This is a genomic window from Falsiroseomonas algicola, assembly GCF_011040385.1.
In the GTDB taxonomy this organism is placed as follows: domain Bacteria; phylum Pseudomonadota; class Alphaproteobacteria; order Acetobacterales; family Acetobacteraceae; genus Falsiroseomonas; species Falsiroseomonas algicola.
Genome location: NZ_JAAIKB010000001.1, coordinates 307676 through 330700 on the forward strand (window position 1 = coordinate 307676; position 23025 = coordinate 330700).

Annotated in this window: 24 protein-coding genes; 18 read left to right on the forward strand and 6 right to left on the reverse strand. The window is 70.6% G+C overall.

The features are described from left to right. Window positions 1-125 precede the first annotated feature (125 nt). From G3576_RS01475 to G3576_RS01490, 4 genes are read left to right on the forward strand one after another with little or no spacing between them, the layout of a single operon-like run. On the forward strand, window positions 126-866 hold the full coding sequence (locus G3576_RS01475) for an ABC transporter ATP-binding protein (RefSeq protein ID WP_235951345.1): 741 nt from the start codon (window positions 126-128) through the stop codon (window positions 864-866). Beyond that, window positions 863-1582, forward strand: coding sequence for an ABC transporter ATP-binding protein (locus tag G3576_RS01480; RefSeq protein WP_164692546.1), 720 nt, complete (start codon window positions 863-865; stop codon window positions 1580-1582). The genes G3576_RS01475 and G3576_RS01480 overlap by 4 nt, the downstream gene beginning before the upstream one ends. 2 nt (window positions 1583-1584) lie before the next feature. Beyond that, window positions 1585-2520 carry a branched-chain amino acid ABC transporter permease gene (locus tag G3576_RS01485; RefSeq protein WP_164692547.1) on the forward strand — a complete coding sequence of 312 codons (936 nt, stop codon included), beginning with the start codon at window positions 1585-1587 and terminating at the stop codon, window positions 2518-2520. After that, window positions 2520-3494: a branched-chain amino acid ABC transporter permease gene (locus G3576_RS01490; protein WP_164692548.1), complete on the forward strand. Its 975-nt coding sequence runs from the start codon at window positions 2520-2522 to the stop codon at window positions 3492-3494. The genes G3576_RS01485 and G3576_RS01490 overlap by 1 nt, the downstream gene beginning before the upstream one ends. Here the strand turns inward: G3576_RS01490 and G3576_RS01495 are convergent. Continuing rightward, window positions 3469-3912 (reverse strand): hypothetical protein, encoded by a 444-nt coding sequence (locus G3576_RS01495; RefSeq protein ID WP_164692549.1) that lies wholly within the window; start codon window positions 3910-3912, stop codon window positions 3469-3471. The two genes, G3576_RS01490 and G3576_RS01495, sit on opposite strands and share 26 nt — an antisense overlap. Window positions 3913-4046: 134 nt before the next feature. On the opposite strand from G3576_RS01495, the gene G3576_RS01500 reads away from it, so the two are divergent. The 4 genes from G3576_RS01500 (at window position 4047) to G3576_RS01515 (ending at window position 7425) form a co-directional block, all read left to right on the forward strand. After that, window positions 4047-4898 carry a BKACE family enzyme gene (locus tag G3576_RS01500; RefSeq protein ID WP_164692550.1) on the forward strand — a complete coding sequence of 284 codons (852 nt, stop codon included), beginning with the start codon at window positions 4047-4049 and terminating at the stop codon, window positions 4896-4898. After that, the gene (gene pcaH, locus G3576_RS01505; RefSeq protein ID WP_164692551.1) at window positions 4895-5611 is read left to right on the forward strand and encodes a protocatechuate 3,4-dioxygenase subunit beta; all 717 of its coding nucleotides are present in this window, start codon (window positions 4895-4897) and stop codon (window positions 5609-5611) included. Before G3576_RS01500 ends, pcaH begins: the two co-directional genes overlap by 4 nt. A gap of 4 nt (window positions 5612-5615) precedes the next feature. Then, entirely contained in the window at window positions 5616-6224 is a 609-nt protein-coding gene (pcaG, locus tag G3576_RS01510) for a protocatechuate 3,4-dioxygenase subunit alpha (RefSeq protein WP_164692552.1), read from the forward strand. 166 nt (window positions 6225-6390) lie between these two features. After that, window positions 6391-7425, forward strand: coding sequence for a D-2-hydroxyacid dehydrogenase (locus G3576_RS01515; RefSeq protein WP_164692553.1), 1035 nt, complete (start codon window positions 6391-6393; stop codon window positions 7423-7425). Between the two features lie 3 nt (window positions 7426-7428). Here the strand turns inward: G3576_RS01515 and G3576_RS01520 are convergent, their stop codons facing one another. The 3 genes from G3576_RS01520 to G3576_RS01530 are packed head-to-tail and all read right to left on the reverse strand — an operon-like array spanning window position 7429 to window position 10495. Further along, entirely contained in the window at window positions 7429-8271 is an 843-nt protein-coding gene (locus tag G3576_RS01520) for a TauD/TfdA dioxygenase family protein (RefSeq protein ID WP_164692554.1), read from the reverse strand. A 26-nt stretch (window positions 8272-8297) separates the two neighbouring features. Continuing rightward, complete coding sequence (locus G3576_RS01525; protein WP_164692555.1) at window positions 8298-9410, reverse strand: MFS transporter; 1113 nt, start codon at window positions 9408-9410, stop codon at window positions 8298-8300. A gap of 50 nt (window positions 9411-9460) precedes the next feature. Next, window positions 9461-10495 carry an alpha/beta fold hydrolase gene (locus G3576_RS01530; RefSeq protein ID WP_235951346.1) on the reverse strand — a complete coding sequence of 345 codons (1035 nt, stop codon included), beginning with the start codon at window positions 10493-10495 and terminating at the stop codon, window positions 9461-9463. 124 nt (window positions 10496-10619) lie between these two features. Here G3576_RS01530 and G3576_RS01535 point away from each other — a divergent pair, with 124 nt between their 5' ends. The 3 genes from G3576_RS01535 to G3576_RS01545 all read left to right on the forward strand — a co-directional run bounded on the left by G3576_RS01535 (window position 10620) and on the right by G3576_RS01545 (window position 13387). Continuing rightward, a complete protein-coding gene (locus G3576_RS01535; RefSeq protein ID WP_164692556.1) occupies window positions 10620-11594 on the forward strand; it encodes a tripartite tricarboxylate transporter substrate-binding protein in 975 nt (324 codons plus the stop codon). A gap of 3 nt (window positions 11595-11597) precedes the next feature. Beyond that, window positions 11598-12077 (forward strand): Cys-tRNA(Pro) deacylase, encoded by a 480-nt coding sequence (ybaK, locus tag G3576_RS01540; protein ID WP_164692557.1) that lies wholly within the window; start codon window positions 11598-11600, stop codon window positions 12075-12077. Window positions 12078-12187: 110 nt separating this feature from the next. Continuing rightward, window positions 12188-13387 (forward strand): sensor domain-containing phosphodiesterase, encoded by a 1200-nt coding sequence (locus G3576_RS01545; RefSeq protein ID WP_164692558.1) that lies wholly within the window; start codon window positions 12188-12190, stop codon window positions 13385-13387. A gap of 7 nt (window positions 13388-13394) precedes the next feature. Here G3576_RS01545 and amyA read toward each other — a convergent pair whose 3' ends face one another. Next, window positions 13395-14876: an alpha-amylase gene (gene amyA / locus G3576_RS01550; RefSeq protein WP_164692559.1), complete on the reverse strand. Its 1482-nt coding sequence runs from the start codon at window positions 14874-14876 to the stop codon at window positions 13395-13397. A 213-nt stretch (window positions 14877-15089) separates the two neighbouring features. Here amyA and G3576_RS01555 point away from each other — a divergent pair, with 213 nt between their 5' ends. Further along, complete coding sequence (locus tag G3576_RS01555; RefSeq protein WP_164692560.1) at window positions 15090-16091, forward strand: MBL fold metallo-hydrolase; 1002 nt, start codon at window positions 15090-15092, stop codon at window positions 16089-16091. A gap of 1 nt (window position 16092) precedes the next feature. Here the strand turns inward: G3576_RS01555 and G3576_RS01560 are convergent, their stop codons facing one another. Then, entirely contained in the window at window positions 16093-17004 is a 912-nt protein-coding gene (locus tag G3576_RS01560; RefSeq protein ID WP_164692561.1) for a LysR family transcriptional regulator, read from the reverse strand. Window positions 17005-17107: 103 nt separating this feature from the next. Between G3576_RS01560 and G3576_RS01565 the strand changes: the two genes are divergently transcribed. From G3576_RS01565 to G3576_RS01590, 6 genes are read left to right on the forward strand one after another with little or no spacing between them, the layout of a single operon-like run. After that, on the forward strand, window positions 17108-18241 hold the full coding sequence (locus G3576_RS01565; protein ID WP_164692562.1) for a CaiB/BaiF CoA transferase family protein: 1134 nt from the start codon (window positions 17108-17110) through the stop codon (window positions 18239-18241). A gap of 52 nt (window positions 18242-18293) precedes the next feature. After that, a complete protein-coding gene (locus G3576_RS01570) occupies window positions 18294-19616 on the forward strand; it encodes an ABC transporter substrate-binding protein (RefSeq protein ID WP_164692563.1) in 1323 nt (440 codons plus the stop codon). 18 nt (window positions 19617-19634) lie between these two features. Then, window positions 19635-20570, forward strand: a complete 936-nt coding sequence (locus G3576_RS01575; protein WP_164692564.1) for a branched-chain amino acid ABC transporter permease — start codon at window positions 19635-19637, stop codon at window positions 20568-20570. Then, window positions 20567-21511, forward strand: coding sequence for a branched-chain amino acid ABC transporter permease (locus G3576_RS01580; RefSeq protein ID WP_164692565.1), 945 nt, complete (start codon window positions 20567-20569; stop codon window positions 21509-21511). Before G3576_RS01575 ends, G3576_RS01580 begins: the two co-directional genes overlap by 4 nt. Next, window positions 21508-22278: an ABC transporter ATP-binding protein gene (locus tag G3576_RS01585; RefSeq protein WP_164692566.1), complete on the forward strand. Its 771-nt coding sequence runs from the start codon at window positions 21508-21510 to the stop codon at window positions 22276-22278. The genes G3576_RS01580 and G3576_RS01585 overlap by 4 nt, the downstream gene beginning before the upstream one ends. Next, complete coding sequence (locus G3576_RS01590; RefSeq protein ID WP_164692567.1) at window positions 22271-22945, forward strand: ABC transporter ATP-binding protein; 675 nt, start codon at window positions 22271-22273, stop codon at window positions 22943-22945. Before G3576_RS01585 ends, G3576_RS01590 begins: the two co-directional genes overlap by 8 nt. Window positions 22946-23025: the final 80 nt, after the last annotated feature.

Below are 23025 nucleotides of genomic sequence, written 5' to 3' on the forward strand. Positions count from 1 at the left end.
TTGTGGTCGATATCGGGCGGCGCGGCGCGGGGGGCAAGCCGGTAGGGCCTTGACCCGGCGGCGCCCTGACGGTTGATGCGGGACAAAGGCCGGGGGACTGCCGCGCAATGCTCGTGGCGCAAGGATTGACGAAGGGATTCGGCGGGCCGCCGGTGGTGGAGGATGTCTCCTTCACCCTGGCGCGGGGCGCCATCACGGGGCTGATCGGGCCGAATGGCGCGGGCAAGACGACGCTGTTCAACCTGCTGGCGGGCAGCCTGAAGCCGGACCGTGGCACGCTGACCCTGGACGGCACGCGGATCGAGGGGCGGCGGCCGGATGAGGTCTTCGGCCTCGGCCTGGCGCGGACCTTCCAGATCCCCCGCCCCTTCCCCGCCATGACGGTGCTGGAGAATGTGATGCTGGCGCCGCCGGGCCAGCAGGGGGAGCGGTTCTGGACCAACTGGCTGCGACCGCACGCCGTGGCGGCGGAGGAACGGCGCGTGCGGGACCGCGCGCTGCACTGGCTGGATTTCGTGGGGCTGACTCGGCTGGCGCAGGAGCCGGCGCGGGTGCTGTCCGGCGGCCAGCGCAAGCTGCTGGAACTGGCCCGGGTGCTGGTGGCGGAGCCGCGGCTGATCCTGCTGGACGAGCCGGGCGCGGGCGTCGCGCCGCCCCTGCTGGCGACGATCATGGAGAAGATCGTGAGCCTGAACGCGCAGGGCACGAGCTTCCTGATCATCGAGCACAACATGGAACTGGTGATGTCCCTCTGCCGGCCGGTGCTGGTGCTGGCGCAGGGGAAGCTGCTGATGGAGGGGGAGCCGGAGGCGGTGCGGGCGGACCGGCGGGTGGTCGAGGCCTATCTCGGCGCGGGGATCGCATGAGCGCGGCGCTGGAATTCTGCGCGATCGAGGGCGGCTATGAGCCAGGGCTGCCGATCCTGCGCGGCGCGTCGCTGACCGTGGCGGCAGGGGAGATCGTGGCGCTGCTGGGGCCGAACGGCGCGGGGAAATCCACGCTGGTGAAGGCGGCGGCGGGGCTGGTGCCGATCTGGTCGGGCAGCGTGATGCTGAACGGTCGGGACATCACCCGCGTGCCCGCGCACCGCATGGTGCGGGAGGGGCTGGGCTTCGTCCCGCAGACCGAGAACGTCTTCGCCAACCTCTCCGTGCTGGAGAATCTGCAACTGGCGGCGGCGCTGGTGCCGAAGGAGAGACGCGGGTCGCTGGACGCCATGTTCGCGCTCTTCCCGGATCTGGATCGGCAGCGATCGCTGCCGGCGGGTCGGCTTTCGGGCGGGCAGCGGCAGATGGTCGCCGTCGCGCGGGCGCTGGTCGCCTCGCCCAGCGTGCTGATGCTGGACGAGCCCTCGGCCGGGCTCTCGCCGCTGCTGGTGGGCGTGGTGTTCGAACGACTGAAGGCCGTGCGGGACACCGGCGTGACCATCCTGCTGGTGGAGCAGAATGTGAAGGCGGCACTGGCCATCGCCGACCGCGCGGCGGTGCTGGTGGAAGGGCGCGAGAGGCTGGTGGGGCCGGCGTCGGAGCTCGCCGATGACGGGCGGCTGGCGGGGCTCTATCTCGGCGGCGGGGTGCACTGAGGATGCTGCAACTCATCGCCGACGGGCTCGTCGTGGGCTCCGTCATCTCGCTGGGCGCCGTCGGGCTGACGCTGACCTATTCCATCCTGCGCTTCGCCAATTTCGGGCAGGGCGAGTTCCTGACCTGGGGCGCGTATCTCGCGGTGTCGGCGCTGTCGCTGACGCTCGCGGTGACGGGGGGCGGCGTGATGACGCCGATCGAGCCCTTCTCCTTCGGCTGGCAGTTGCCCGTCGCGATGGTCGCCTCCGCCGCGCTGACGGCCGCACTCGCGCTGGTGCTGGACTGGGCGCTGTTCGCGCGCCTGCGCCGGACCGGCAGCGCCATCACGCTGGTCATCGCGAGCTTCGGCGCGGCGCTGGCGCTGCGGAACCTGCTGCAGTTCCTCTACGGCACGCTGCCGGAATACTACACGCGGGAGATCCAGATCGCGGTGCGCCTGGTGCCCCGTGGGGCCTTGGGCGACGTGATGGGCGGGCTGCGCATCACGCCGGACCAGATGCTGGTGCTGGGCGTGACGGCGGCGGCGGTGATCGGGCTGCATGTGCTGCTGACGCGCACCACGCTCGGCCGCGCGATGCGCGCCACGGCGCAGAACCCGGCGCTGGCGCGGGTCGCGGGGGTGGATGTGGAAGGCGTGGTGCGCGCCACCTGGGTGATCGGCGCGGGAATGGCGGCGGTCGCGGGCGTGATGGCTGGGCTGGTCGGGCAGATCCGGCCGGGGCTCGGCTTCGAATTGCTGCTGCCGCTGTTTGCCGCGGCCATCCTGGGGGGCATCGGCAGCGTCTGGGGGGCCGTCGCGGGCGGGCTGATCGTGGGGCTGGCGGAGAGCTTCTCCGTGCCGCTCTTCGGCGCGGAATACCGGCTGGCGACCGCCTTCCTGGTGCTGATCGCGATCCTGCTGCTGCGGCCGCGCGGGCTGTTCGGGGAGAAGGCGTGATGGATGCGTGGTCGCTGCTCTCCTACCTCGCCTTCTTCAGCGTCTTCGCCGGCATCTTCGCCGTCATGGCGCTGGGGCTGAACCTGCAATGGGGGTTCACCGGGCTGTTCAATGTGGGCGTCGCGGGCTTCGTCGCGATCGGGGCCTATACCTCCGCCCTGCTGACCGGCGCGCCCGATGCCGAGCGCTTCGGCGGCTTCGGGCTGCCGGTGCTGGTGGGGTGGCTGGGCGCCATGGGGCTGGCGGGAATCGCCGCCTTCATCGTCGGCGTCGCCGCGCTGCGGCTGCGGGAGGATTACCTGGCCATTACCACCTTCGGCATCGCGGTGACGATCCAGCTGGTGGCGCTGAACGCGACCTGGCTGACGGGCGGGCCCTTCGGCATCCAGTCCATCCCGAAGCCGCTGGCGGGGTGGCTCGGCACGGGCCTCGCCTGGAACCTCGCCTACCTCGCGATCGTGCTGGCGGTGTTGGGCCTGATGTGGTGGGGGCTGGAGAGGCTGGTGGCCTCCCCCTGGGGACGCGTGCTGCGTTCCATACGTGAAGATGAGGCGGCGGCGGCGTCCCTCGGCAAGCGGGCGGCGGCGTTCCGGCTGCAGAGCTTCGTCATGGGCTGCATGGTGATGGGATTGGGCGGCGCGCTCTACGCGCATTTCGTCGGCTACATCGCGCCGGAGGATTTTCTCCCGATCCTCACCTTCCAGATCTGGGCGATGCTCATCGTGGGGGGATCGGGCAACAATGCCGGCGCGGTGCTCGGCGCCGTGCTGGTCTGGGCGATCTGGACCGTCAGCGGCGGCGCACTGCGGGAAATGCTGCCGGCGGCGGAGCAGGCGCGCGGCGCGGCGCTGCAGGTGGTGCTGATCGGCGTGCTGATCGCCGTCATCCTGGTGGTGCGGCCGCGCGGGCTGCTGGGGGAGCGCGCGACGGTGTCGCGCCATGCGGGCGTCAGCCCGCCGCCTTCAGCGCCCTGAGCGGCAGGTCCCGGCCCAGCGCCGCCAGGTCGTTCACCAGCATCACCGCCGCCGGGCCTTCCTGCTCCGGCACCTGGCGCACCATGGCGGCGAGCCAGACGACGCGGCCGGGGATGGTGGCGGCGAAGGGGATCGGCGCCGGCTGGTCCATCAGCGCCTCCTCCCGCGCCAGGATCGCGCGGTCGTCGCAGGCGCCGTCGATCTCGGCGCGGGCGATCGCAGCCAGGGCAAGGATCTCCGCGCGCGCCGCGCCGGGCGGCAGGGCTTCGTCCAGCAGGTCGAGGCAGGCATGGAGGAAGGCGCGCAGCGCGGCATCGGGATCTCGCTTGGCCACGGCCTCCACCGCATCCAGCAGGGCCAGCGGATCGGTGCCGAAGAAGGCCAGGCGCTGCGCAATGGCGGCGACCCAGTCGCGCATGACGGTGCCTCGTTTCGCTTTCGGCAAAATGGCACGCGGCGGCGGGAGCGCCAAGCTTGCCATCGTTTCCGTATGGACTAACCGGTACATACATGACTAGGATCGGGGCGAATAACGGAGGAAGCGGCGCCCCGATGACGCCAGACATGACGCCCGAGCCCTGCATCATCGCGGTCGCCATCACGGGATCCGTGCCGCGGAAGAAGGACAATCCGGCGCTGCCGGTGACCACAGCGGAGCAGATCGAGAGCACCCATGCGGCCTATGAGGCCGGCGCGAGCCTGGTGCATGTGCATGTCCGCAATGCCGATGAGACGCCGAGTTCGGACCCCGAGAAATTCGCGGCCTTCCAGGAGGGCATCCGCAGGCACTGCCCCGACATCATCGTGCAGTTCTCGACCGGCGGCCGCGGGCGGGCGCTGGAGGCGCGGGGCGCGATGCTGCACCTCAGGCCGGACATGGCGTCGCTCGCGACGGGCAGCGTGAACTTCCCGACCATCGTCTATGAGAACCCGCCGGATTTCGTGCGGAACCTCGCGACGACGATGCGTGACCTCGGCGTGCGGCCGGAGATCGAGGTCTTCGACCTGGCGATGCTGTTCAACACCGCCGACCTGGTGGCGGAGGGGTTGATCCTCCCACGGCCGCATGTGCAGTTCGTGATGGGCGTGAAGCACGCCCTGCCCGCGCGGCGCGACGTGCTGGAATTCGAGGTCGCGAAGCTGCGCGAGCTGCTGCCCGGCGCGACCTGGACCGCCGCCGGCATCGGCCGCCACCAGTTCGAGGTCGCGCGCTGGGCGCTGGAGATGGGCGGCCACACGCGGACGGGGCTCGAGGACAATATCCGCATGGACCGCACCACGCTGGCGCCATCGAACGCCGCGCTGGTCAGGCATGTCGCGGCGATGGCCGCGGACCACGGAAGGCCCGTCGCCACCGCGAAACAGGCGCGGGCGATGCTGGGGCTGAAGGAGAGCATGGCATGAACGAGTTCATCCCAAGGGACCGGGACCAGCATCCCCCGGCGGTGACGCCGATCTACAAGACCAGCGTGCTGCGCGGCCCGCACCGCCCGCTGATCTCGCTGCAGAACTCGCTCAGCGAGGTCACGGGGCCGGTCTTCGGGCATGGCGATATCGGGCCGCTGGATAACGACCTGATCCTGAACTACGCCAAGACGGGCCAGCCGATCGGGGAGCGGATCATCATGCATGGCCGCGTGCTGGATGGCAGCGGGCGGCCGGTGCCGGGCGTGCTGGTGGAGTTCTGGCAGGCGAATGCCGGCGGCCGCTACAGGCACCGCAACGACACCTATGTGGCGCCGATCGATCCCAATTTCGGCGGCTGCGGCCGCACCATCACCGATGCCGAGGGGCGCTACGCCTTCCGCACCGTCAAGCCGGGCCCCTACCCCTATCGCAACCGGGGCAATGACTGGCGGCCGGCGCATATCCATTTCTCGGTGTTCGGGACGGGATTCGCGCAGCGCCTGATCACGCAGAACTACTTCGAGGGCGATCCGCTGATCGCGCGCGACAGCATCCTCGGCACCATCCCGGACCAGGCAGCGCGCGAAAGGCTCGTGGCGAAGCTCGACCTGGATGCGGCGGTGCCGCTGGATACGCTGGCCTATCGCTGGGACATCGTGCTGCGCGGCAGCCGCTCCACGCTGTTCGAGAACAAGCTGGAAGGGAATTGAGGCGATGTTCACCCCCAACGCCCTCGGCTATCTCGCCGAAACCCCGTCCCAGACCGCCGGGCCCTATGTGCATATCGGGCTGATTCCGAAGCAGGCCGGCTTCGACATCTTCTCGAACAACCTCGGTGAGTCGCCGATCGGCGCGGACACGCCTGGCGAGCGCATCCGGATCGAGGGCCGCATCTTCGACGGCACCGGTGCGCCCGTGCGCGATGCGCTGGTGGAGTCCTGGCAGGCGGATGCGGAAGGCCGCTACCACGCGACGCCGACCGCGGATGGCTTCCGCGGCTGGGCGCGGACGGGCACGGATTTCGAGAGCGGGCTCTGGGCCATCGAGACGGTGAAGCCCGGGCGCGTGCCGGGCCGCCATGGCCACAAGCGCATGGCGCCGCACATCTCGCTCTGGATCGTCGCGCGCGGCATCAATATCGGCCTCTCGACGCGGCTCTATTTCGGCGATGAGGAAGCCGCGAATGCGGAGGACCCGGTGCTGCGCATCATCGAGCAGCCGGCGCGGCGCCAGACGCTGATCGCGCGGCGGGAAGCGCCGGGGCACTACGTGCTGGACATCCACCTGCAGGGCGAGAACGAGACGGTGTTCTTCGATATCTGATCATGCCCTCAAGCGCCGGACGGCCGCATCCGCGGCCTTGGCTCGCCGCATAGGCGGCGGGCGCCGTTCGGCGCCTCGGCCCGCGCTGCGGGCCGCCTGTCTTGGGGGCGCCTTGCCCCCCTCTCCCACCCTCCGCATGATCGCCGCAACCACGGAGCCGGCGATCATGCAACGCGAGACCATCCTCATCACCTCCCCGCTCGAAGCCGAGCATGTCGCGCGGCTCGCCGCCTTCGCGCCGGATCGCGTGGAGGTGCTCTACGAGCCCGACCTGCTCGCCACCACGCGCTACCGCAACGACCACAAGGGCCATCCGCTGACGCGCACGCCGGAACAGCAGGCGCGATGGGAGGCGCTGCTGCCGCGCACGACCATCGCCTTCGACCTGCCATCCGCAGCCGAACTCGCGATGATGCCGAAGCTGCGCTGGATCCAGACCACCAGCACGGGCGTCGGCCAGGCGGTGGCGAAGCTCGGGCTCATCGACAGCCCGGTCATCGTGACCACCGCGCGCGGCGTGCATGCGCAGCCGCTGGCGGAATTCGTCTTCATGGCGCTGCTCGCGCATTTCCGGCAGCTCGACTACCTGCGTGCGGAGCAGCGCGCGCATCGCTGGCTGCGCATCTGCGGGCAGGAGATTGCGGGGCGGACGCTGGTGATCCTCGGCGCCGGCGACCTGGCACGGGGCAGCGCGCGCATCGCCAAGGCGCTCGACATGCATGTCGTCGCCATCGCCCGCAATCCCGGCCTGGTGCGCGAACATGGCGCGCTGTTCGATGAGGTGCTGCCGAACTCGGCGCTGCATGAGGCGCTGGGCCGCGCCGATGCGGCGGTGCTGACCGTGCCGCATACGCCGGAGACGGAGCGCATGATCGACGCCGCCGCCATCGCCGCCATGAAGCCCGGCATCGCGCTGGTGAACATCGCCCGCGGCCAGGTGGTGGACGAGCAGGCGATGATCGAGGCACTGCGCCGCGGCCACATCGCCTTCGCCGCGCTGGACGTGACGGAGGTGGAGCCGCTGCCCGAGGAAAGCCCGCTCTGGGACATGCCGAATGTGCTGATCAGCCCGCATTCCGCCAGCACGGTGGCGGGCGAGAACGCACGGATCACCGACATCTTCCTGCACAATCTCGGCCTGTGGCTGGAGGGGAAGCCGGAGGCGATGCGCAACCTGCTGGACAAGCCGCGGCTGTATTGAGCTTCAGGCCAGCAGCGGCACCTCCCCTTCCAGCGTCGTGCGGTGCATGCGGCGCGTGTAGCGGGCGCTGTCGAAGGGGGTGGCGCAGTGCTGCGTCACGCGGTTGTCCCACAGCACGCCATCGCCCGGCCGCCAGGCGTGGCGGTATATGCGCGCCGGATCCTGCGCATGGGCCAGCAGGCGCGCGATCAGTGCCTCGCCTTCCGCCTGCGCCATGCCCTCGATCTCCACCGCCCAGCGGCCGATGTAGAGCGCGACGCGGCCGCTGGTCGGGTGGCGGCGGGCGATGGGGTGCCAGACATCGGGGCGATCGCGAAGCTGCTGGTCCGTCAACGGCGGCAGATGCGGGTAGTGCACGTGATGCAGCGCGGCGCGGCTGAAACGGGCTCGACGGCCGCGCAGCAGGGCCTTCGTCGCGTCATCCAGCGCATCCCAGGCCGCGACCATGTCGGCGAAGAGCGTGTCGCCGCGCTCGGGCGGCACCTGCACGGCGACGAGGAAGGAGCCCGCATTGGGGATGGCCTTGTCCTCCCCATCGCTGTGGAAGCCCATGCCGGCGTCCCGCATGCCGACCGGCTTGCCCTCCTCCGTCGCGTTGCCGACGACGAAGATCTCGGGGTGGCCATCGAGGTTGTATTGCGGCGGCTGCATGATGTGCAGCGGGCCGAGGCGCCGCGTGAAGGCGATCTGCTGCGCGGGCGTCGGCGCGATGTCGCGGAAGACGAGGATGGAGTGCCGCGCCCAGCCCTGCTCCACCGCTTCGAAATCGGCATCGCTGAGTTCGAGCGACGGCGGCGCGCCCAGCACCTCCGCCCCGAAGGGCTGCATCGGCCTGATGGTGAGCATCGCGTTCCCTCCCGTCGTGTCCCTGATCATGACGTGCGTCGCCCCGCCAGCGCCAGCACCGCGCCCAGCACGCCGAAGCCCGCCGCCAGCGGCGCGAAGCCGGCGAAGCCCAGGGTCGCGATGACCAGCCCGCCGAGCGAGGCCGCGAAGAGCCAGCCGAAGGAGGCGCTGGTGACATTCAGGCCGAGCACGGTGCCGCGCACCTCATCCGGCACATTGGCCAGCGCCGCCATCAGGCTTGGTCGCGCCACGGCGGCGCAGAAGACGAAGGCGAAGCCGAGCGCGACGGACCCCGCCATGCCGCCCGTCCAGAGGAAGAGCGGCACCGCGATGGCGGAGGCCGCCAGCATGGCGCCGGCGAAGGTCACGCGCCGGTCCGGCAGCCGGTCCGCCAGCTGCCCGCCGGCGATGGTGCCGAGGATGGTGCCGAGCGCGAAGATGGCGAGTGGCAGCGCCAGCGTCGGCAGCGGTGCCTGGTAGGTCGCCTGCAGGAAGGTGGCGAAGAAGACGACGGCCAGGCCGTAGCAGCTGCGCTCCGCCACCCCCATCGCCAGCAGCCGCAGCACCAGCGGCGTCATCGCCGCGCGGTAGCCACCCGCCGGCTTGCGCCCGCCCGGCGGTGCCGGGGCGGGGCGGCTGGTGGTGGCGAAGAGGCCAGCCGCCGCCAGCAGCGTGACGGCGGCGACGCACCAGTTCACGCCCCGCCAGCCGATGGCGCCACCGATCCAGGCCGCGGCGGGCACGCCGAGGAGCAGCGCCAGCGACTGGCCGGAGATCACCCAGCCCAGTGCCCGGCCGCGCTGCCGGTCCGGCACGCGGGCCGAGACCTCCGCCATCAGCGCCCCCGTCGCCGTGCCGGCGGAGGCGCCGGCGAGGGTGGCGAAGACAGCGACGCCCAGGAAGCTGCCCGATGCCGCCACGCCCATGGTGCCCAGCGCCAGGCCGACCGGCCCCAGGACCAGGAACGGCCGGCGCCCGAAGCGGTCCGACAGCGCCCCCGCCGCGAGGGAGGAGGCGCCCCAGGCCACCGAGGTGAAGGCCATGACATTGGCCGTCAGCGTCAGGCTCGTCGCCAGGTCGCGCGACATGTCCAGCAGGAAGGGCGCGCGCGTCGTGCCGCTGGCGGAGGCCGCGAACATGGCGAGGCATGCCGCGGCGATCAGCGCCCAGGGAAAGGGCGCGGGCGCGTTCAGCGATGCAGCCCCTGCGCCGCCAGCCAATCCTGGATCAGGCCCGCGACCTCATCCCCGTTGCGGTCCATCATCACCATGTGGCTGTTGCCGCGGATGCCGCGCGACGGCAGGTCCACATCCTCCACCGTGCCGCCGGCTTCCCGCACCGCGGCGGAGAAGCGGCGGGCATTGGTGCGGATGACGGACCAGCGCGGATCGGCATCCACATAGTCGCCATAGACGAGAAGCTGCGGGATGGCGCGGAGCTTGGCGGCTTCCGCCATCACGCCCGTGCCGGCGGGTTCCACCAGGACAAGTGCGCGGAACAGGTCCGGCCGCCGCTGCGCCACCTGCCAGGCGAAGGCGCCGCCCTGGCTGTGGGCGATGACCACGGAAGGCCCGGTGCGTTCCAGCAGCGCGATATAGGCGGCGATGACGTCCTCATCCGTCTCCAGGTAGCGGGCCACCACCTGGCGCATGAAGTTCATGTAGCTGGCGGCGTCCGTCGGGAACTGGTTGCCCGGCAGCACGGTGCCGCGGGCGTGGGACCCCGCGCCATCGCCGATGCGGAAACGCTCCCACGGATTGGCGGTCGGCAGATGCAGCGGCGGCGGGTAGATCTCCGGCACCATGGCGGCGCCGCTGCGGCCACGCTCCACGGCATCCGTCACATAGGTGGTCCAGCCGCGGCGGAGGAAGAAGTGCTCCCAGCCCTCACGGCCGTCCGGCGTGTTCTCATAGGTCACGCCCGTGAGGTAGGCGCCGTGCCAGAGCATCATCGGCGCGGTGCCGCGCTGCGTCGCGGGCACCATGAAGCGGGCATACATCTGGCCCACGACATGCGTGCCGTTGGGGTCGATGCGCAGCGGCGCGCCGCCGACCGTCGGCAGGTATTCCCGCACCGGGCGGCCCGACAGCTCCACGAGTCGCCCGCCCACATGGAAGGAGCCGAATCGCTCCAGCGTGATGGGGCCCGTCACCTGCGCCTCGGCGGCGCCCGCCGCCAGCATCGCGGCGCCGATCGCCAGCACGCGCCATCCCGTGATCCTCATGCCTTCGCTTCCTTCCCCGAATGCGTGGCGCCACCATCCACCCGGCGGCGCAGGCTGGGAAGCCGGGGGTTGGCCGATACGGGCCGCGGCGCGACACTGCGCCGATACCGAGGAGGGAACACCCATGACGATCCGCCGCCGCGCGATGCTGGCGCTTGCCGCCGCCCCTGCCCTGCCCGCTCTCGTCCAGGCCCAGGTGGCGTCCTGGCCGCAGCGGCCCGTCCGCGTCGTCGTCCCCTACCCGCCCGGCGGCAGCAACGACGCCGTGGCGCGGCCGCTGGCGGAAATCATGCAGCGCCGGCTCGGCCAGCCCTTCGTCATCGACAACAAGCCGGGGGCCGGCAGCACCATCGGGTCGGCGGAGGTCGCGCGGGCGCCGGCGGATGGGCAGACGCTGATGGTCACCTCCTCCACCTTCGCGACCAGCGCCGCCGTGCAGCGCACGCCCTACGACGCCGCCCAGGATTTCGAGATGGTGGCCCTGCTGGCCACCGCCCCGCTGGTGGTGATCGCGGCGCCGAACTTCCCGGCGAACAACCTGGCTCAGGCCGTCACCTATATCCGCGCCAATCCGGGGCGCGTGGACTACGGCTCCTCCGGCCCCGGCAGCATCAACCAGCTGGCGACGGAACTCTTCGCGCGGGAGGCCGGCGGGCTGCAGATGTCCCACGTCCCTTATCGCGGCATGGGCCCGGCGACGACCGACCTGGTGGCGGGGACGATCCAGCTGATCTTCACGACCATGCCGTCCGCCGCCGGTGTCATCCAGGGCGGTCGGGTGAAGGTGCTGGGCTGGACCTCCGAACAGCGGCCGGCGAACGGGCCGGCGGCGCCGACGCCCCGCGAATCCGGCCTGCCCAACTACGAGGCCGGCATCTGGTGGGGATTGCTGGCACGGCGCGGCCTGCCCCCGGAGGTGCGCAGCCTGATCAACGCGACGGCGAATGAGGCGCTGGCCGATCCGCGCCTGGCCAACTACCTGGCCAGCGAGGGCGCGCGGCCGGGCAGCGGGGATGCGGCCTCCGCCGACCGCTTCCTGCAGGCCGACCTGGCGCGGTGGAAGGCGGTGGCGACGGCGGCGAATATCCGTGTCGAGTAGCCCGTGAGCAGCAGGGTCACGCCCGCCACCCGCGCCGCGGCGGCGGCGGGCATTCCCTTCCGCGTGCTGGAATACGCCTACGACCCCGATGCGGATGCGATCGGGCTGCAGGCGGCGGAGGCGCTGGGCATGCCGCCTGCCCGCGTCTTCAAGACGCTGGTGGCGCTGCTGGAAGGGGGAGAGATGGTCTGCGCGGCCATCCCCTCCGACGCCCGGCTCAGCCTGAAGGCGCTGGCCTCGGCGGCGGGTGCGAAATCGGCGGAGATGGCGCCACCCGCGAAGGCGGAGCGCGCGACCGGCTATGTGGTCGGCGGCATCAGCCCCTTCGGCCAGAAGAAGCGGCTGCGCTGCTTCCTCGATGCCAGCGCCCTGGCGCAGCCGGAGATCGTGGTGAATGGCGGCAGGCGCGGATTGCAGATCCTGCTGGCGCCGGCCGATGCGGCGAAGGCGCTGGGCGCCACGGTGGTGGCGCTGACGGCCTGAGCGGCGCCGCTCGCAACAGATCGTTCATGTTCCTTCCGATACATGGATGAACGACCGTCATCCGTCCCACCTGCCGGGACGATCGGTCGCCTTCGGGAAGGACGCCAGGCATGTTCGATGGGTTGATGGCCACGGCCACGCAGGGCCGCAGCACCATCCAGCGCGCGCTGCAATCGGTGCGCCAGCACCTGGGCATGGAAGTGGCCTATGTCTCCCGCTTCGAGAATGGCCTGTCGGTGTTCCGGGAAGTGGATGCGCCGGGGCTGGAGGCGCTGATCAAGCCCGGCGATTCGCGGCCGCTGGAAGACGTGTACTGCCTGCACATCCTGGCCGGGCGCCTGCCGGAGCTGATCCCGGATACCGGGGCGGAGCCGATCTGCCAGTCCATGCCGATCACCCACCAGGTGCCGATCGGGTCCCATGCCAGCATCCCCATCCGCCTGCCCGATGGCTCGCCCTATGGCATGTTCTGCTGCCTGAGCCCCTTCCCCAACGCCACGCTCAACCCGCGCGACCTGCAGGTCATGCGCGTCTTCGCCGACATCGCGGCGCATGAGATCGCGGTGGAGGTTGCGGAGGCGGAGGCGCAGGCGCTGCGCTTGGCCGAATTGCGGCAGGTGATCGAGGGAAGGCTGTTCAGCCCGCGCTACCAGCCCATCCACACCCTCAGCCCCTTCGCGCTGGTGGGGTTCGAGGCGCTGTGCCGCTTCACGCCCGAGCCCTATCGCAGCCCCGACAAGTGGTTCGACGCGGCGCATGCGGCGGGCGTGGGCGTGGAGCTTGAGATCGCCGTGATGCGGGAGGCGCTGGCCGCGCTGCCGCAACTGCCGCCGCACTGCTTCATCAGCGTCAACGCCTCCCCGCCCAGCATCCTGGGCGGCGCCCTGCCGCGCGAGTTCGACGGGCTGCCGCAGGACCGGCTGATCCTGGAGGTGACGGAGCACGCGCCCGTCGCCGACTATGCCGCGCTGCGGGATGCGCTGGCGCCGATCCGCGCCGCCGGCGTGAGGCTCGCGATCGATGATGCCGGCGCGGGCTATTCCAGCCTCCAGCACATCCTCGAATTGCGGCCGGACATCATCAAGCTGGACATGGGCCTGGTGCGCGGCGTGGACACGGACATGGCGAAGCGCGCCCTGGCTTCCGCGCTGTGCCTCTTCGCCAAGGAAACCGGCGCGCAGATCGTGGCCGAGGGGATCGAGACGGCGTCGGAGCTGGCCGCGTTGGAGAATCTCGGCGTCTGCAAGGGCCAGGGCTACCTGCTGGGCAAGCCGATGGAGATGGCGGCCGCGGTCGCCCTGGCGGGGTAGGCGCCGGTCAGCCGGCGCGCACCCAGACGCTGACGCTGCCACCGGGGACGCGCAGGGTCAGCCGCCCTTCCCCATCGGCCTCGATCTCCTCCCCACAATGGCCGAGGAAGTCGTGGAAACGGGCGCCGGCGGCCTCCGGGCCGAGTTCGACGGTCTTCGTCGCCTCCTCCCGGTTCGTCAGGATCATCACGCAGCCCGGCGCCTCGGCCGTGCCGTGACGGATCACGACCAGCACATGGGGGTCGTCGAAGACATCCGTCTGCGGGCCATGGGCGAAGCGCTTGCGGGCCTCGATCAGCTTCGGCAGGCATTGGATGGCGGGCAGTTCCACCTCATGCTCCTGCCCGTCGCCGCCGACATCGCGGTAGCGGGCGCCGAAGAGGTCCGGGTGGAAGATGCAGGGGACACCCTGTTCCCGCAGCAGGATCAGCGCATAGGCGAGCGGCTTGAACCAGGTCTCGACCGGCGCCTCCATGGCCTGGAGCGGCTGCGTGTCGTGGTTGTCCACCAGCGTCACCGCGTGGTCCGGCATGTCCTGCACCAGCGTGCCGTCGAAGATGGTGCGCAGGTCGAAATCGCCGCCGGCCTTCGATGCATCGTGGAAGCGGTGATGCAGCGCCACGTCGAAGAGCGCGAGCTGCTTGTCCACGCGTTCAAGATAGGTGTGCTTGGCCTGCAGGTCGGGCTGCCAGAACTCCGCGACCACGAAGAGGTCGGGCTTCACCGTCTCCCGCATATGGCCGACCCAGTCGCGGAAGAACCAGGCGGGGATGTGCTTGGCGGCGTCGAGGCGGAAGCCATCGACCGGCAGCTGTTCCGCCACCCAGCGGCCCCAGAACTTCAGCTCCTCATAGACCGCGTTGTTGCGCATCTCGATGTTGGCGCCCATGAGGTAGTCGAAATTGCCGTTCTCGAGATCGACCTCGGTATTCCACTCGCCGTCGCCGTATTCGTTGACCAGCTTGAAGACGCCGTCCTCGCCCGGATCCTCGATCCGGTCCACGCCGCTGAAGCAGCGGGCATCCCAGATGAACTGCGAATGCTTCCCGGCGCGGGCAGGGAAGGTGAAGCGGGTATGGGCGGTGGCCTCGAAGGCCTCCTCCTCGATCTCCGCGCGGTTGTCGGGATTGGCGCGGCGGACATGCACGCGCTCGGTCTCGTCGGCGCCCATCTTGTGGTTGAACACCACGTCGAGGATGACGCCGACGCCGGCCGCCCGCAGCGCCTTGGCTGCCGCGACCAACTCGTCCTTCGTGCCGTATTTCGTGGCGACGGTACCCTTCTGGTCGAACTCGCCGAGGTCGAAGAGGTCATAGGTGTCGTAGCCGACGGAATGGGCGCCGGAGGCCCCCTTGGCGGCGGGCGGCAGCCAGGCATCGGTGATGCCGATCTCGGCCAGCCAGGGCGCCTTCTCCGCCACCTCCCGCCACAGCACCCCGCCATCGGGGGTGTACCAATGGAAGTACTGGATCAGCGTACGGGCGGGCATGGGCGCTCCAGGCGGGATCGGTGCCGCGTGGAAACCGCGATGAACCGGAAAGGTTGCCTCGGCCGCGCCAAAACTGCCCGGCGCGCCTCCGCTGGCGTGTGGGATCGGCGCTTGCAACCCTGCGGCGAGTGAAACTAGGCTTCGCGCAACGCGTCGCCCGCGGCTTGCGCAGGAGTCGCGTTGAAGAACGAAGACTCGATGGGAGGCGTTCCGATGACGACTGGTCTCACGCGGCGTGGCGTGTTCGGCGTGGCGGCGGCGGCGGGGGCCGCGGCGCTGCTGCCAGGGGGCACGGCCAAGGCTGCCGCGCCGATGCGCAATGAGCTGCCGCCGGCCTGGCACCGCTTCAAATGGGGTGAGTTCGAGGCGACCGTCATCTCCGATGGCAGCCTGCCGCTGGGCAAGCCGCAGGACAGCTTCGTGGGACCGGGCGCCAACCAGATCACGGGCCTGCTGGCGGGTGAGTTCCTTGATCCGGAAGCGGCGACGCTGGAGCAGAACATCCTGGTGCTGAATACCGGGCGGCAGCTGCTGCTGTTCGACACCGGCATGGGCGAGAGCATGGGGGCCGATTCCCAGATGTTCGGCCCGACCACCGGCCGCATGCTGGCGAACCTCCGCGCCGCGGGCATCCAGCCCGAGCAGATCGACATGGTCGTCGCCACCCACGCCCATTGCGACCATGTCTGGGGCCTGGTGGATGCGCGCGGCCAGCGCGTCTTCCCCAACGCCCAGGTCGCGATCAACGAGGCGGACGTCCGCTTCTGGACGGATGATGCCAACAAGCGCGGCCCGGCCTTCATGAACGCCTTCATCGAGGGCGCGAAGAAGAACCTCAACGCCTATCGCGATCGCTTCGTGATGGTCAGGAACGAGCAGGAGGTGGTGCCCGGCGTCACCGCGATCTTCACGCCGGGCCACACGGTGGGGCACACCTGCTACGCCATCACGTCGCGCGGCCGGACCATGGTGAATACCGGCGACCTGGCACATCACCAGGTGCTGCTGCTGCGGCACCCGATGATGGAATTCTCCTTCGACACCGATCCGAAGCAGTCCGCGCAGACGCGGTCGCGCATGCTGGACCGGCTGGCGACGGACCGGCACGCGGTGCTGTCCTACCACTTCCCCTGGCCGGGTCTCGGCCATGTGCGGAAGGCCGGTGAGGGCTTCGACTGGGTCGCCTCGCCGATGAACGTCACCAACCTCGGCTGAATCACGGATCGGCGCGCCCGCTGAGGGCGCGCTGCACGGCGTGCTCGACGACTTCGGCGACGCGCCGTGCACCCTGGCTCAGCGGGCGTTCCGCGGAGACGGCCAGCGCGACGGGGCGGCGGACCACGGGGTCCACGATGCGGCGGGCGATGAGGAGGCCGGCGCGCACCTCCTCCCGCACCGCGGCGAAGGGCAGGATGGTGAAGCGGTCGCCGTCCCGCACGAGTTCCTTCATGTGCACGAGGGATTCGACCTCCACGCCCACCTGCAGCGCCATGCCGGCGCGGGTGGCCGCGGCCTCGATGTTCTGCCGCAGCCCGTGCTCGCGGCTCGGCAGCACCAGCGGCAGCGGGACGATCTCCGCCATGGGGATGGAGGCGCGATCCTCCTCATGCCCGGCCCGCGCCGCGATGAGGTAGAGGTCCTCCGTCAGGATCGGCGTAATGCGGAGACCCGGCGCGCCATCGAGCTTGTAGAGCAGGGCGAGGTCGAGCCGGCCGGAGGCGAGCCATTCCTGGAGATAGCCGCTCATGCTCTCGATCACGCGGAGCCGGATGCCGGGGAAGCGGCGGGTCACCTCCCGCACGATGGGCACCGTCAGGTGCAGCGCGACGGAGGTCGGCAGGCCGATCGCGACATCGCCGACCGGATCGCCGGTGCGGGACCGTGCCTCAGTGCGGATCTGCTCGACCTGGCGGAGCACCGCGCTGCCCTGGGCCACGACCTGCGTGCCGAGGTCGGTCAGCCGCACGCCGAAGCTGCCGCGCAGGAACAGCTCCCCACCCAGCTCCGCCTCCAGCTCCCGCATCCGCTGGCTGAGGGAGGGCTGGGAGAGGCCGAGCGCGCGGGCGGCGCGGGAGAAGCTGCCCTGTTCGGCGATCGCCTGGAGGTATTCGAGCTGCCGGAGGTCCATCCTGCCCCCGTTCTATAGGCTGCGCCTATGGGGGGCTAGCGTCTCTGCCCCTTCCGCCGCGCATCCCGCCCGTGGCAGCGTCGCTTCGGGAAGGAACAGTCCAATGGCGGATCTCAGCGGCCTGCTGGTCGTGGCGGTCGAACAGGCGGTGGCGGCGCCGTGGTGCAGCTGCCGGCTGGCGGATGCCGGCGCCCGCGTCATCAAGATCGAGCGGCGGGAGGGCGATTTCGCGCGCGGCTATGACCGGCACGTGCAGGGGCAGAGCACCTATTTCGTCTGGCTGAACCGCGGCAAGGAATCGCTGGCGCTCGACCTGAAGGCGCCGGGGGACCGGGACCTGCTGGCGCGCATTGTGGCGCGCGCCGATGTGTTCATCCAGAACCTGGCGCCGGGGGCGCTGGGGCGGCTTGGGCTCGACAGTGCTACGCTCCGGGCGCGGCATCCCCGCCTCATCACCTGCGACATTTCCGGCTATGGGGAATCCGGGCCGTTCAGCGACCTCAAGGCCTATGATCTACTGGTGCAGGCGGAAAGCGGGCTCTGTTCCGTCACCGGCGATGCCAGCGGGCCCGCGCGGGTCGGCGTCTCGGTCTGCGACATCGCGGCGGGGATGAACGCGCATGCGGCGATCCTGCAGGCGCTCTATGCGCGGGAACGCACGGGAGAAGGGCGCGCGATCAAGGTCTCGCTCTTCTCCGGCATGGCGGAATGGATGAACGTGCCCTTCCTGCAGCGCCGCTATGGGGGCGAGATCCCGCCGCGGCCAGGGCTCGCGCACCCCTCCATCGCGCCCTATGGCGTCTTCCGCGTGCGGGACGGCCAGGTGCTGATCTCCATCCAGAATGAGCGCGAATGGTCGCGGTTCTGCGCGGAGGTGATGGGCGATGCCGCGCTGGCGACGGACCCGCTGTTCCGCGACGGGCCCGCGCGCGTCCGCAACCGCGCGGACCTCGATGGCCGCATCGCCGCCTGCTTCGCGCAGATGACGCTGGCGGAGGCCGCTTCGCGGCTGAAGGGCGCGGAGGTCGCCTTCGGGCGGCTCAACGATGTCGATGGGCTGATCGCGCATCCGCAGCTTCGCAAGGTCAGCTACGACACGCCGGAGGGCATCGTAGAGGTGATCGCGCCCGCCATGGAGATCGTGGGCGAGCAGGTGGCGCTGCGGCCCGTGCCCGTGGTCGATGCCCATGGCGCCGCCATCCGCGCCGAGTTCCAGGCGGGGGAGTCCGTCGCCTGACTTTCCACCAAGGCCGGCCAGCAAGGCCGGCCACCATCAAGGGAGATCGTTCATGCCGTCATCCTTCCAGCCCACGCGGCGCCAGGCGCTGGCCGCCGGCTTCGGCTCCGTCCTGCTGCCCTCCGCGCTCTCGGCCCAGGCGCCGGCGCAGCGGCCTTCCGAGATCAAGATCGGCGTCACCACCTTCCTGTCCGGCGCGCCCTCCGTCTTCGGCGTGCCCGGCCGCAACGCGGCGGAGATGCTGGCCGAGGAGATCAACCAGTCCGGCGGCATCAACGGCGTGCCGGTGCGCCTGTTCTTCGTGGACGAGGCGCCGGGCATCGACCACCTGGTCGGCGAGTTCCGTCGCCTGGTGCAGAACGAACGCGTGGATGTGATGCTCGCCTCCATCTCCTCCGGCTCCTGCCTCGCCTGCACGCCGCTCGGCGAGGAGCTGCGCAAGGTGACGCTGCTCTGGGATTGCGGCACGCAGCGCATCTTCGAGGAACGGAACTACCGCTACGCCTTCCGCACCCAGGCGAATGCGACGCCGGAGATCCTGGCGCCGCTGCTCTACCTGCTGAAGACCAAGCCCGATTTCCGCACCATCGCCGTGCTGAACCAGGACTATGCCTGGGGCCGCGACAGCTGGGAGATCTGGAAGACCGCGATGGATGCGCTGAAGCCCGGCGTGCGCGTGGTGGCGGAGCTCTTCCCGCGCTTCGGCGCGACCGACTTCTCGGCGGAGGTCACGCGGCTGCTGGCGCTGCGGCCGGATGTGATCCTTTCCACCTCCTGGGGTGGGGAGCTCGACACCTTCATCCGCCAGGCGGCGGAGCGGCGGCTCTTCGAACGCTCCACCTTTGTGCTGCCGCTGGCGGAATCCTCGCTGGAGCGCGTCGGCCGCAGCCTGCCGGCGGGCCACATCGTCGGCAGCCGCGGCGACCATTGGCACCAGCACCCGCGCCCCGCCAACCCGCAGGCGCTGCAGCGCTTCGTGGAGAACTACCGGCGCCGCTACAACGCCTATCCGATCTACCCGACCTACCACATGGCGCAGGCCTTCAGCGCGCTGCGCGCGGCCTATGCCAAGGCGATCGCGGCGAATGGCGGCAACTGGCCGTCCGACGCGCAGCTGGCCGCCGCCTTCCCGGGGCTGGAGTTCGAGAGCCCGACGTCCCGCATGCGCATCCGCGAGGATGGCCAGGGGCTGGAGCCGCAGCTGATCGGCACGACCGTCCACAACGACCGCTTCCCCTTCGCGGTGATGGACAACATGGTGGTCTTCCCGCCGGAGATGGTGACCACGCCGGCCGGGCAGAACAGCGTCAACTGGCTGAAGACGCTGACGGCCGAGATGGTCAACCGCGTGCCTGATCCGATCCGCGCCGGTTGATGGAAGGGGCCGCTTCGCATGGGTGACTGGTTCGAACAGAACGGAGCACTGCTCGGCCTCGCGCTGCTGGATGGCATCGCGAGTGCCGCGCTGATCTTCATGGTGGCCGTGGGCCTCAACCTGGTCTTCGGCGTGCTGCGCGTGCTGAACGTGGCGCATGGCAGCCTGTTCGCGATCGGCGCCTATGCGGCGGCCTCGATCGGCCTCTTCTTCACCTCGGCAGGGTTGCCCGCCTGGGCCTCCCTGCCCGCGCTTCTGCTGGCGGCGATGATCGTGGGCCTGGTGCTGGGCCCGCTGATCGAGCGGCTGCTGCTGCGGCGCATCTACAGCGAGGAGCCGGTGCTGCAGCTGCTGGTCACCTTCGCGCTGTTCATGATCCTGGAGGATGCGCAGAAGCTGGTCTGGGGCGTGCAGCCGGTGTCGTTCAGCGCGCCGGTGTCGCTGATGGGGACGGTGGACGTTCCCTTCGGTGCGGACGTCATCCCCTACAACACCTACCAGGTGATCCTGCTGCCGGCGATCGCGGTCGCGACGCTCATCGGCCTGGCGCTGTTCCTGCGGCGGACGCTGACGGGGCGCGTGATCCTGGCGGTGACGACGGACCGGGAAGCCGCGACGGCCATGGGGATCGATGCGCGCAAGGTCTATCTGCTGACATTCACCTTCGGCGCCATGCTGGCGGCGCTGGGTGGCGCGCTGTCTACGCCGACGGCCTCCCTCGTGCCGGGCATCGGCGCCTCCACCATCGTGCTGTCCTTCGCGGTGGTGGCGACGGCGGGGCTCGGCCAGATCGAGGGTGCGGCGCTGACGGCGCTGATGATCGGCATCGGCCGATCCATCGCCGTCACCTTCCAGCCGGAGCTGGAGGTGGTGGTGCCCTACCTCATCATGGTCGCCGTGCTGCTGGTGCGCCCGCAGGGCCTCTTCGGCGTGGTGGAGACGAGGCGCGTATGACCCAGCCCCGCATCGAACTCCTGCTGGCGCTGCTCGGCGCCGCCGCGATGGTGCTGGCGGCGATGGCGACGCCCTGGCTGAAATTCGTGCTGACCCTCGCCCTCGCCAAGGGCATCGCGGTGCTCGGCATCATGCTGCTGCTGCGCGCGGGCCAGGTGAGCTTCGGCCATGCGCTCTATGTCGCGCTGGGCGCCTACACCGTGGCGTTCCTGGCGCCGTCCATGCCGGATGCGGCGCTGCTGCTGGTGGCGGCGGCACTCGGCACCACCGTCGCGGGGCTCCTGATCGGCCTCTTCGTCTCTCGCTACCGGGAGATCTTCTTCGGCATGCTCAACCTGGCGCTGAGCATGGTGTTCTATTCGATGCTCGAGAAATTCTACCACTATACGCGCGGCACGGATGGCATCCGCGTGCCATCGCTGACGGTCGCGGGCGTGCCGCTCGATCGCGTCTCCTACGAATGGACGATCTTCGGCATGGCGCTGGTGCTGGCGCTGGGCTTCGGGGTCTTCGCGCGGGTCTATCTCGCCTCTCCCCTGGGGCAGGCGCTCTCGGCGATCAAGACGCGGGAGACAAGGCTGGATTTCATGGGCGTGTCGTCGCGCAACGTGCTGCTCTCCGCCTATGTGCTCTCCGCGCTGATGGCAGGCTGCGCGGGGGCGCTGATCGCCATGACGTCGCGCCACGTGACGCCACTGCTGGCCTATTGGACGGCGTCCGGGGAGCTGGTCTTCATCGCCATCCTGGGTGGCGCCGGCGGCGTGCTGGGGCCCTTCCTGGGGGCGGCGGCCTACGAACTCGTGCGGGTCTATGCGGCGGCGACGGTCGCCGACATGTGGCAGATGATCCTGGGCGCGGTGCTGCTTCTGGTGATCCTGTTCGCACGCGGCGGCATCTGGGGGCTGCTGTCCAGCCGCCTGCAGCGGGGGCGCGTGGCATGAGGGCGCTGCTGGAAGCCCGCGGGCTGCGGCTCGCCTTCGGCGGGGTCAAGGCCGCGGATGGCATCGACCTCGATGTGATGGAGCACGAGTTCCTCGCCATCATCGGCCCGAACGGCGCCGGCAAGACCACCTTCATCAACATGACCACGGGCTACCTGAAGCCGCAGGGCGGGACCATCACCTATAGTGGGGCGGAGATCACCGGCCGCCGCCCGCGCGACATCGTCCGCCGCGGCGTCGCGCGGTCCTTCCAGCTGCCGCAGCTGTTCTCGGAGCACACGGTGGAGGAGAACGCGGCCCTGGCCATCGCGTCGCGGGAGGGGATCTGGTCCCCCTTCGCGCCGCTGCTCCGCCCCGCCTGGCGGCAGGAAGCACGGGAATTGCTGGACCGCTTCGGCCTGCTGCCGGTGGCGGGACAGCGTGCGGACGCGTTGAACGAGGGCACGCGCAAGCTGGCCGACATCGCCATGGCCGTCGCACTGAAGCCCCGCCTGCTGCTGATGGATGAACCGACCAGCGGCGTCGCGGCGGCGGAGAAGATGGGCATCGTGGAGACGCTGGTCCGCGTGCTGCGCGACGCCCGCGTCACGGCGGTCTTCGTCGAGCACGACATGGATGTGGTGGAGCGTTTCGCGGACCGCGTCGCGGTGTGGTCGCAGGGACGGATCGCGGCGCTCGGCCCGCCGGCGCAGGTCCTGGCCGATCCTGCCGTGCAGCGCGACGTCATCGGCATCGAACGCCCGGCCGCGGGGGTCGCCCATGCTTGAGCTGCAATCCGTGGTGGCCGATATCGCCGGTGCGCCGGTGCTGCGCGGCGTCTCGCTCGTGCTGCCGCCCGGCGGGCGCGTGGCGCTGATCGGCCGGAACGGCGCGGGCAAGACCACGACGCTGCGCGCCGTGATGGGCCTGCTGCCGCTGCGCGGCGGCCGCGTGATGATCGCGGGCGAGGACGCGACCGCCCTGCCCGCGCATCACCGCACGCGGCTCGGCATCGGCTATGCGCCGGAGGAACGGCGGCTCTTCGGGCTGTTCAGCGTGCGCCAGAACCTGCTGCTGCCGGCGGAGGTGCTGCGCCTGCCCAAGGCCGAGATCACGCGGCGCCTGGATGCCGTCTTCACCTTCCTGCCGGAACTCGCGACGCTGGCGGATCGCCGGGCCGCGGGGCTATCCGGCGGCCAGGGCAAGATGGTGGCGCTGGGCCGCGCATTGATGGTCGGCACCCGCGCCGTGCTGCTGGATGAGCCCTTCCAGGGCCTGGCGCCGGCGCTGGCGCTTCGCTACGCGGAGGCGCTGCGCGGCCTGCACGCCTCCTTCCCCGACGTCGCGCTGCTGGTGACGGAGAGCAACCCGTCGCTGCTGACGCCGCTGGTGGACCAGACCTACGTCATCGAGCGCGGCGAGATCGCGCATGACGGCGCGATGGCTTCCGCCTGACGGTCGGCTGAGGGCTGCGCGTCGACGGGCCGGCGCGCATCGGCTGGGGGTCGCAGCCGCGGCCCGGGCAGGCCGTGCCG

What these genes read in the sequence shown, in the direction of transcription:
- G3576_RS01570 (WP_164692563.1), top strand. Translation starts at nt 18,294, where the DNA reads ATGCCGTCATCCTTCCAGCCCACGCGGCGCCAGGCGCTGGCCGCCGGC.
- G3576_RS01500 (WP_164692550.1), top strand. Translation starts at nt 4,047, where the DNA reads ATGACGCCAGACATGACGCCCGAGCCCTGCATCATCGCGGTCGCCATC.
- pcaG (WP_164692552.1), top strand. Translation starts at nt 5,616, where the DNA reads ATGTTCACCCCCAACGCCCTCGGCTATCTCGCCGAAACCCCGTCCCAG.
- G3576_RS01490 (WP_164692548.1), top strand. Translation starts at nt 2,520, where the DNA reads ATGGATGCGTGGTCGCTGCTCTCCTACCTCGCCTTCTTCAGCGTCTTC.
- G3576_RS01495 (WP_164692549.1), bottom strand. Translation starts at nt 3,912, where the DNA reads ATGCGCGACTGGGTCGCCGCCATTGCGCAGCGCCTGGCCTTCTTCGGC.
- G3576_RS01580 (WP_164692565.1), top strand. Translation starts at nt 20,567, where the DNA reads ATGACCCAGCCCCGCATCGAACTCCTGCTGGCGCTGCTCGGCGCCGCC.
- G3576_RS01480 (WP_164692546.1), top strand. Translation starts at nt 863, where the DNA reads ATGAGCGCGGCGCTGGAATTCTGCGCGATCGAGGGCGGCTATGAGCCA.
- G3576_RS01485 (WP_164692547.1), top strand. Translation starts at nt 1,585, where the DNA reads ATGCTGCAACTCATCGCCGACGGGCTCGTCGTGGGCTCCGTCATCTCG.
- G3576_RS01590 (WP_164692567.1), top strand. Translation starts at nt 22,271, where the DNA reads ATGCTTGAGCTGCAATCCGTGGTGGCCGATATCGCCGGTGCGCCGGTG.
- pcaH (WP_164692551.1), top strand. Translation starts at nt 4,895, where the DNA reads ATGAACGAGTTCATCCCAAGGGACCGGGACCAGCATCCCCCGGCGGTG.
- G3576_RS01545 (WP_164692558.1), top strand. Translation starts at nt 12,188, where the DNA reads ATGTTCGATGGGTTGATGGCCACGGCCACGCAGGGCCGCAGCACCATC.
- G3576_RS01585 (WP_164692566.1), top strand. Translation starts at nt 21,508, where the DNA reads ATGAGGGCGCTGCTGGAAGCCCGCGGGCTGCGGCTCGCCTTCGGCGGG.
- amyA (WP_164692559.1), bottom strand. Translation starts at nt 14,876, where the DNA reads ATGCCCGCCCGTACGCTGATCCAGTACTTCCATTGGTACACCCCCGAT.
- G3576_RS01555 (WP_164692560.1), top strand. Translation starts at nt 15,090, where the DNA reads ATGACGACTGGTCTCACGCGGCGTGGCGTGTTCGGCGTGGCGGCGGCG.
- G3576_RS01560 (WP_164692561.1), bottom strand. Translation starts at nt 17,004, where the DNA reads ATGGACCTCCGGCAGCTCGAATACCTCCAGGCGATCGCCGAACAGGGC.
- G3576_RS01565 (WP_164692562.1), top strand. Translation starts at nt 17,108, where the DNA reads ATGGCGGATCTCAGCGGCCTGCTGGTCGTGGCGGTCGAACAGGCGGTG.
- G3576_RS01520 (WP_164692554.1), bottom strand. Translation starts at nt 8,271, where the DNA reads ATGCTCACCATCAGGCCGATGCAGCCCTTCGGGGCGGAGGTGCTGGGC.
- G3576_RS01535 (WP_164692556.1), top strand. Translation starts at nt 10,620, where the DNA reads ATGACGATCCGCCGCCGCGCGATGCTGGCGCTTGCCGCCGCCCCTGCC.
- G3576_RS01575 (WP_164692564.1), top strand. Translation starts at nt 19,635, where the DNA reads ATGGGTGACTGGTTCGAACAGAACGGAGCACTGCTCGGCCTCGCGCTG.
- G3576_RS01515 (WP_164692553.1), top strand. Translation starts at nt 6,391, where the DNA reads ATGCAACGCGAGACCATCCTCATCACCTCCCCGCTCGAAGCCGAGCAT.
- G3576_RS01525 (WP_164692555.1), bottom strand. Translation starts at nt 9,410, where the DNA reads ATGTTCGCGGCCTCCGCCAGCGGCACGACGCGCGCGCCCTTCCTGCTG.
- G3576_RS01530 (WP_235951346.1), bottom strand. Translation starts at nt 10,495, where the DNA reads ATGAGGATCACGGGATGGCGCGTGCTGGCGATCGGCGCCGCGATGCTG.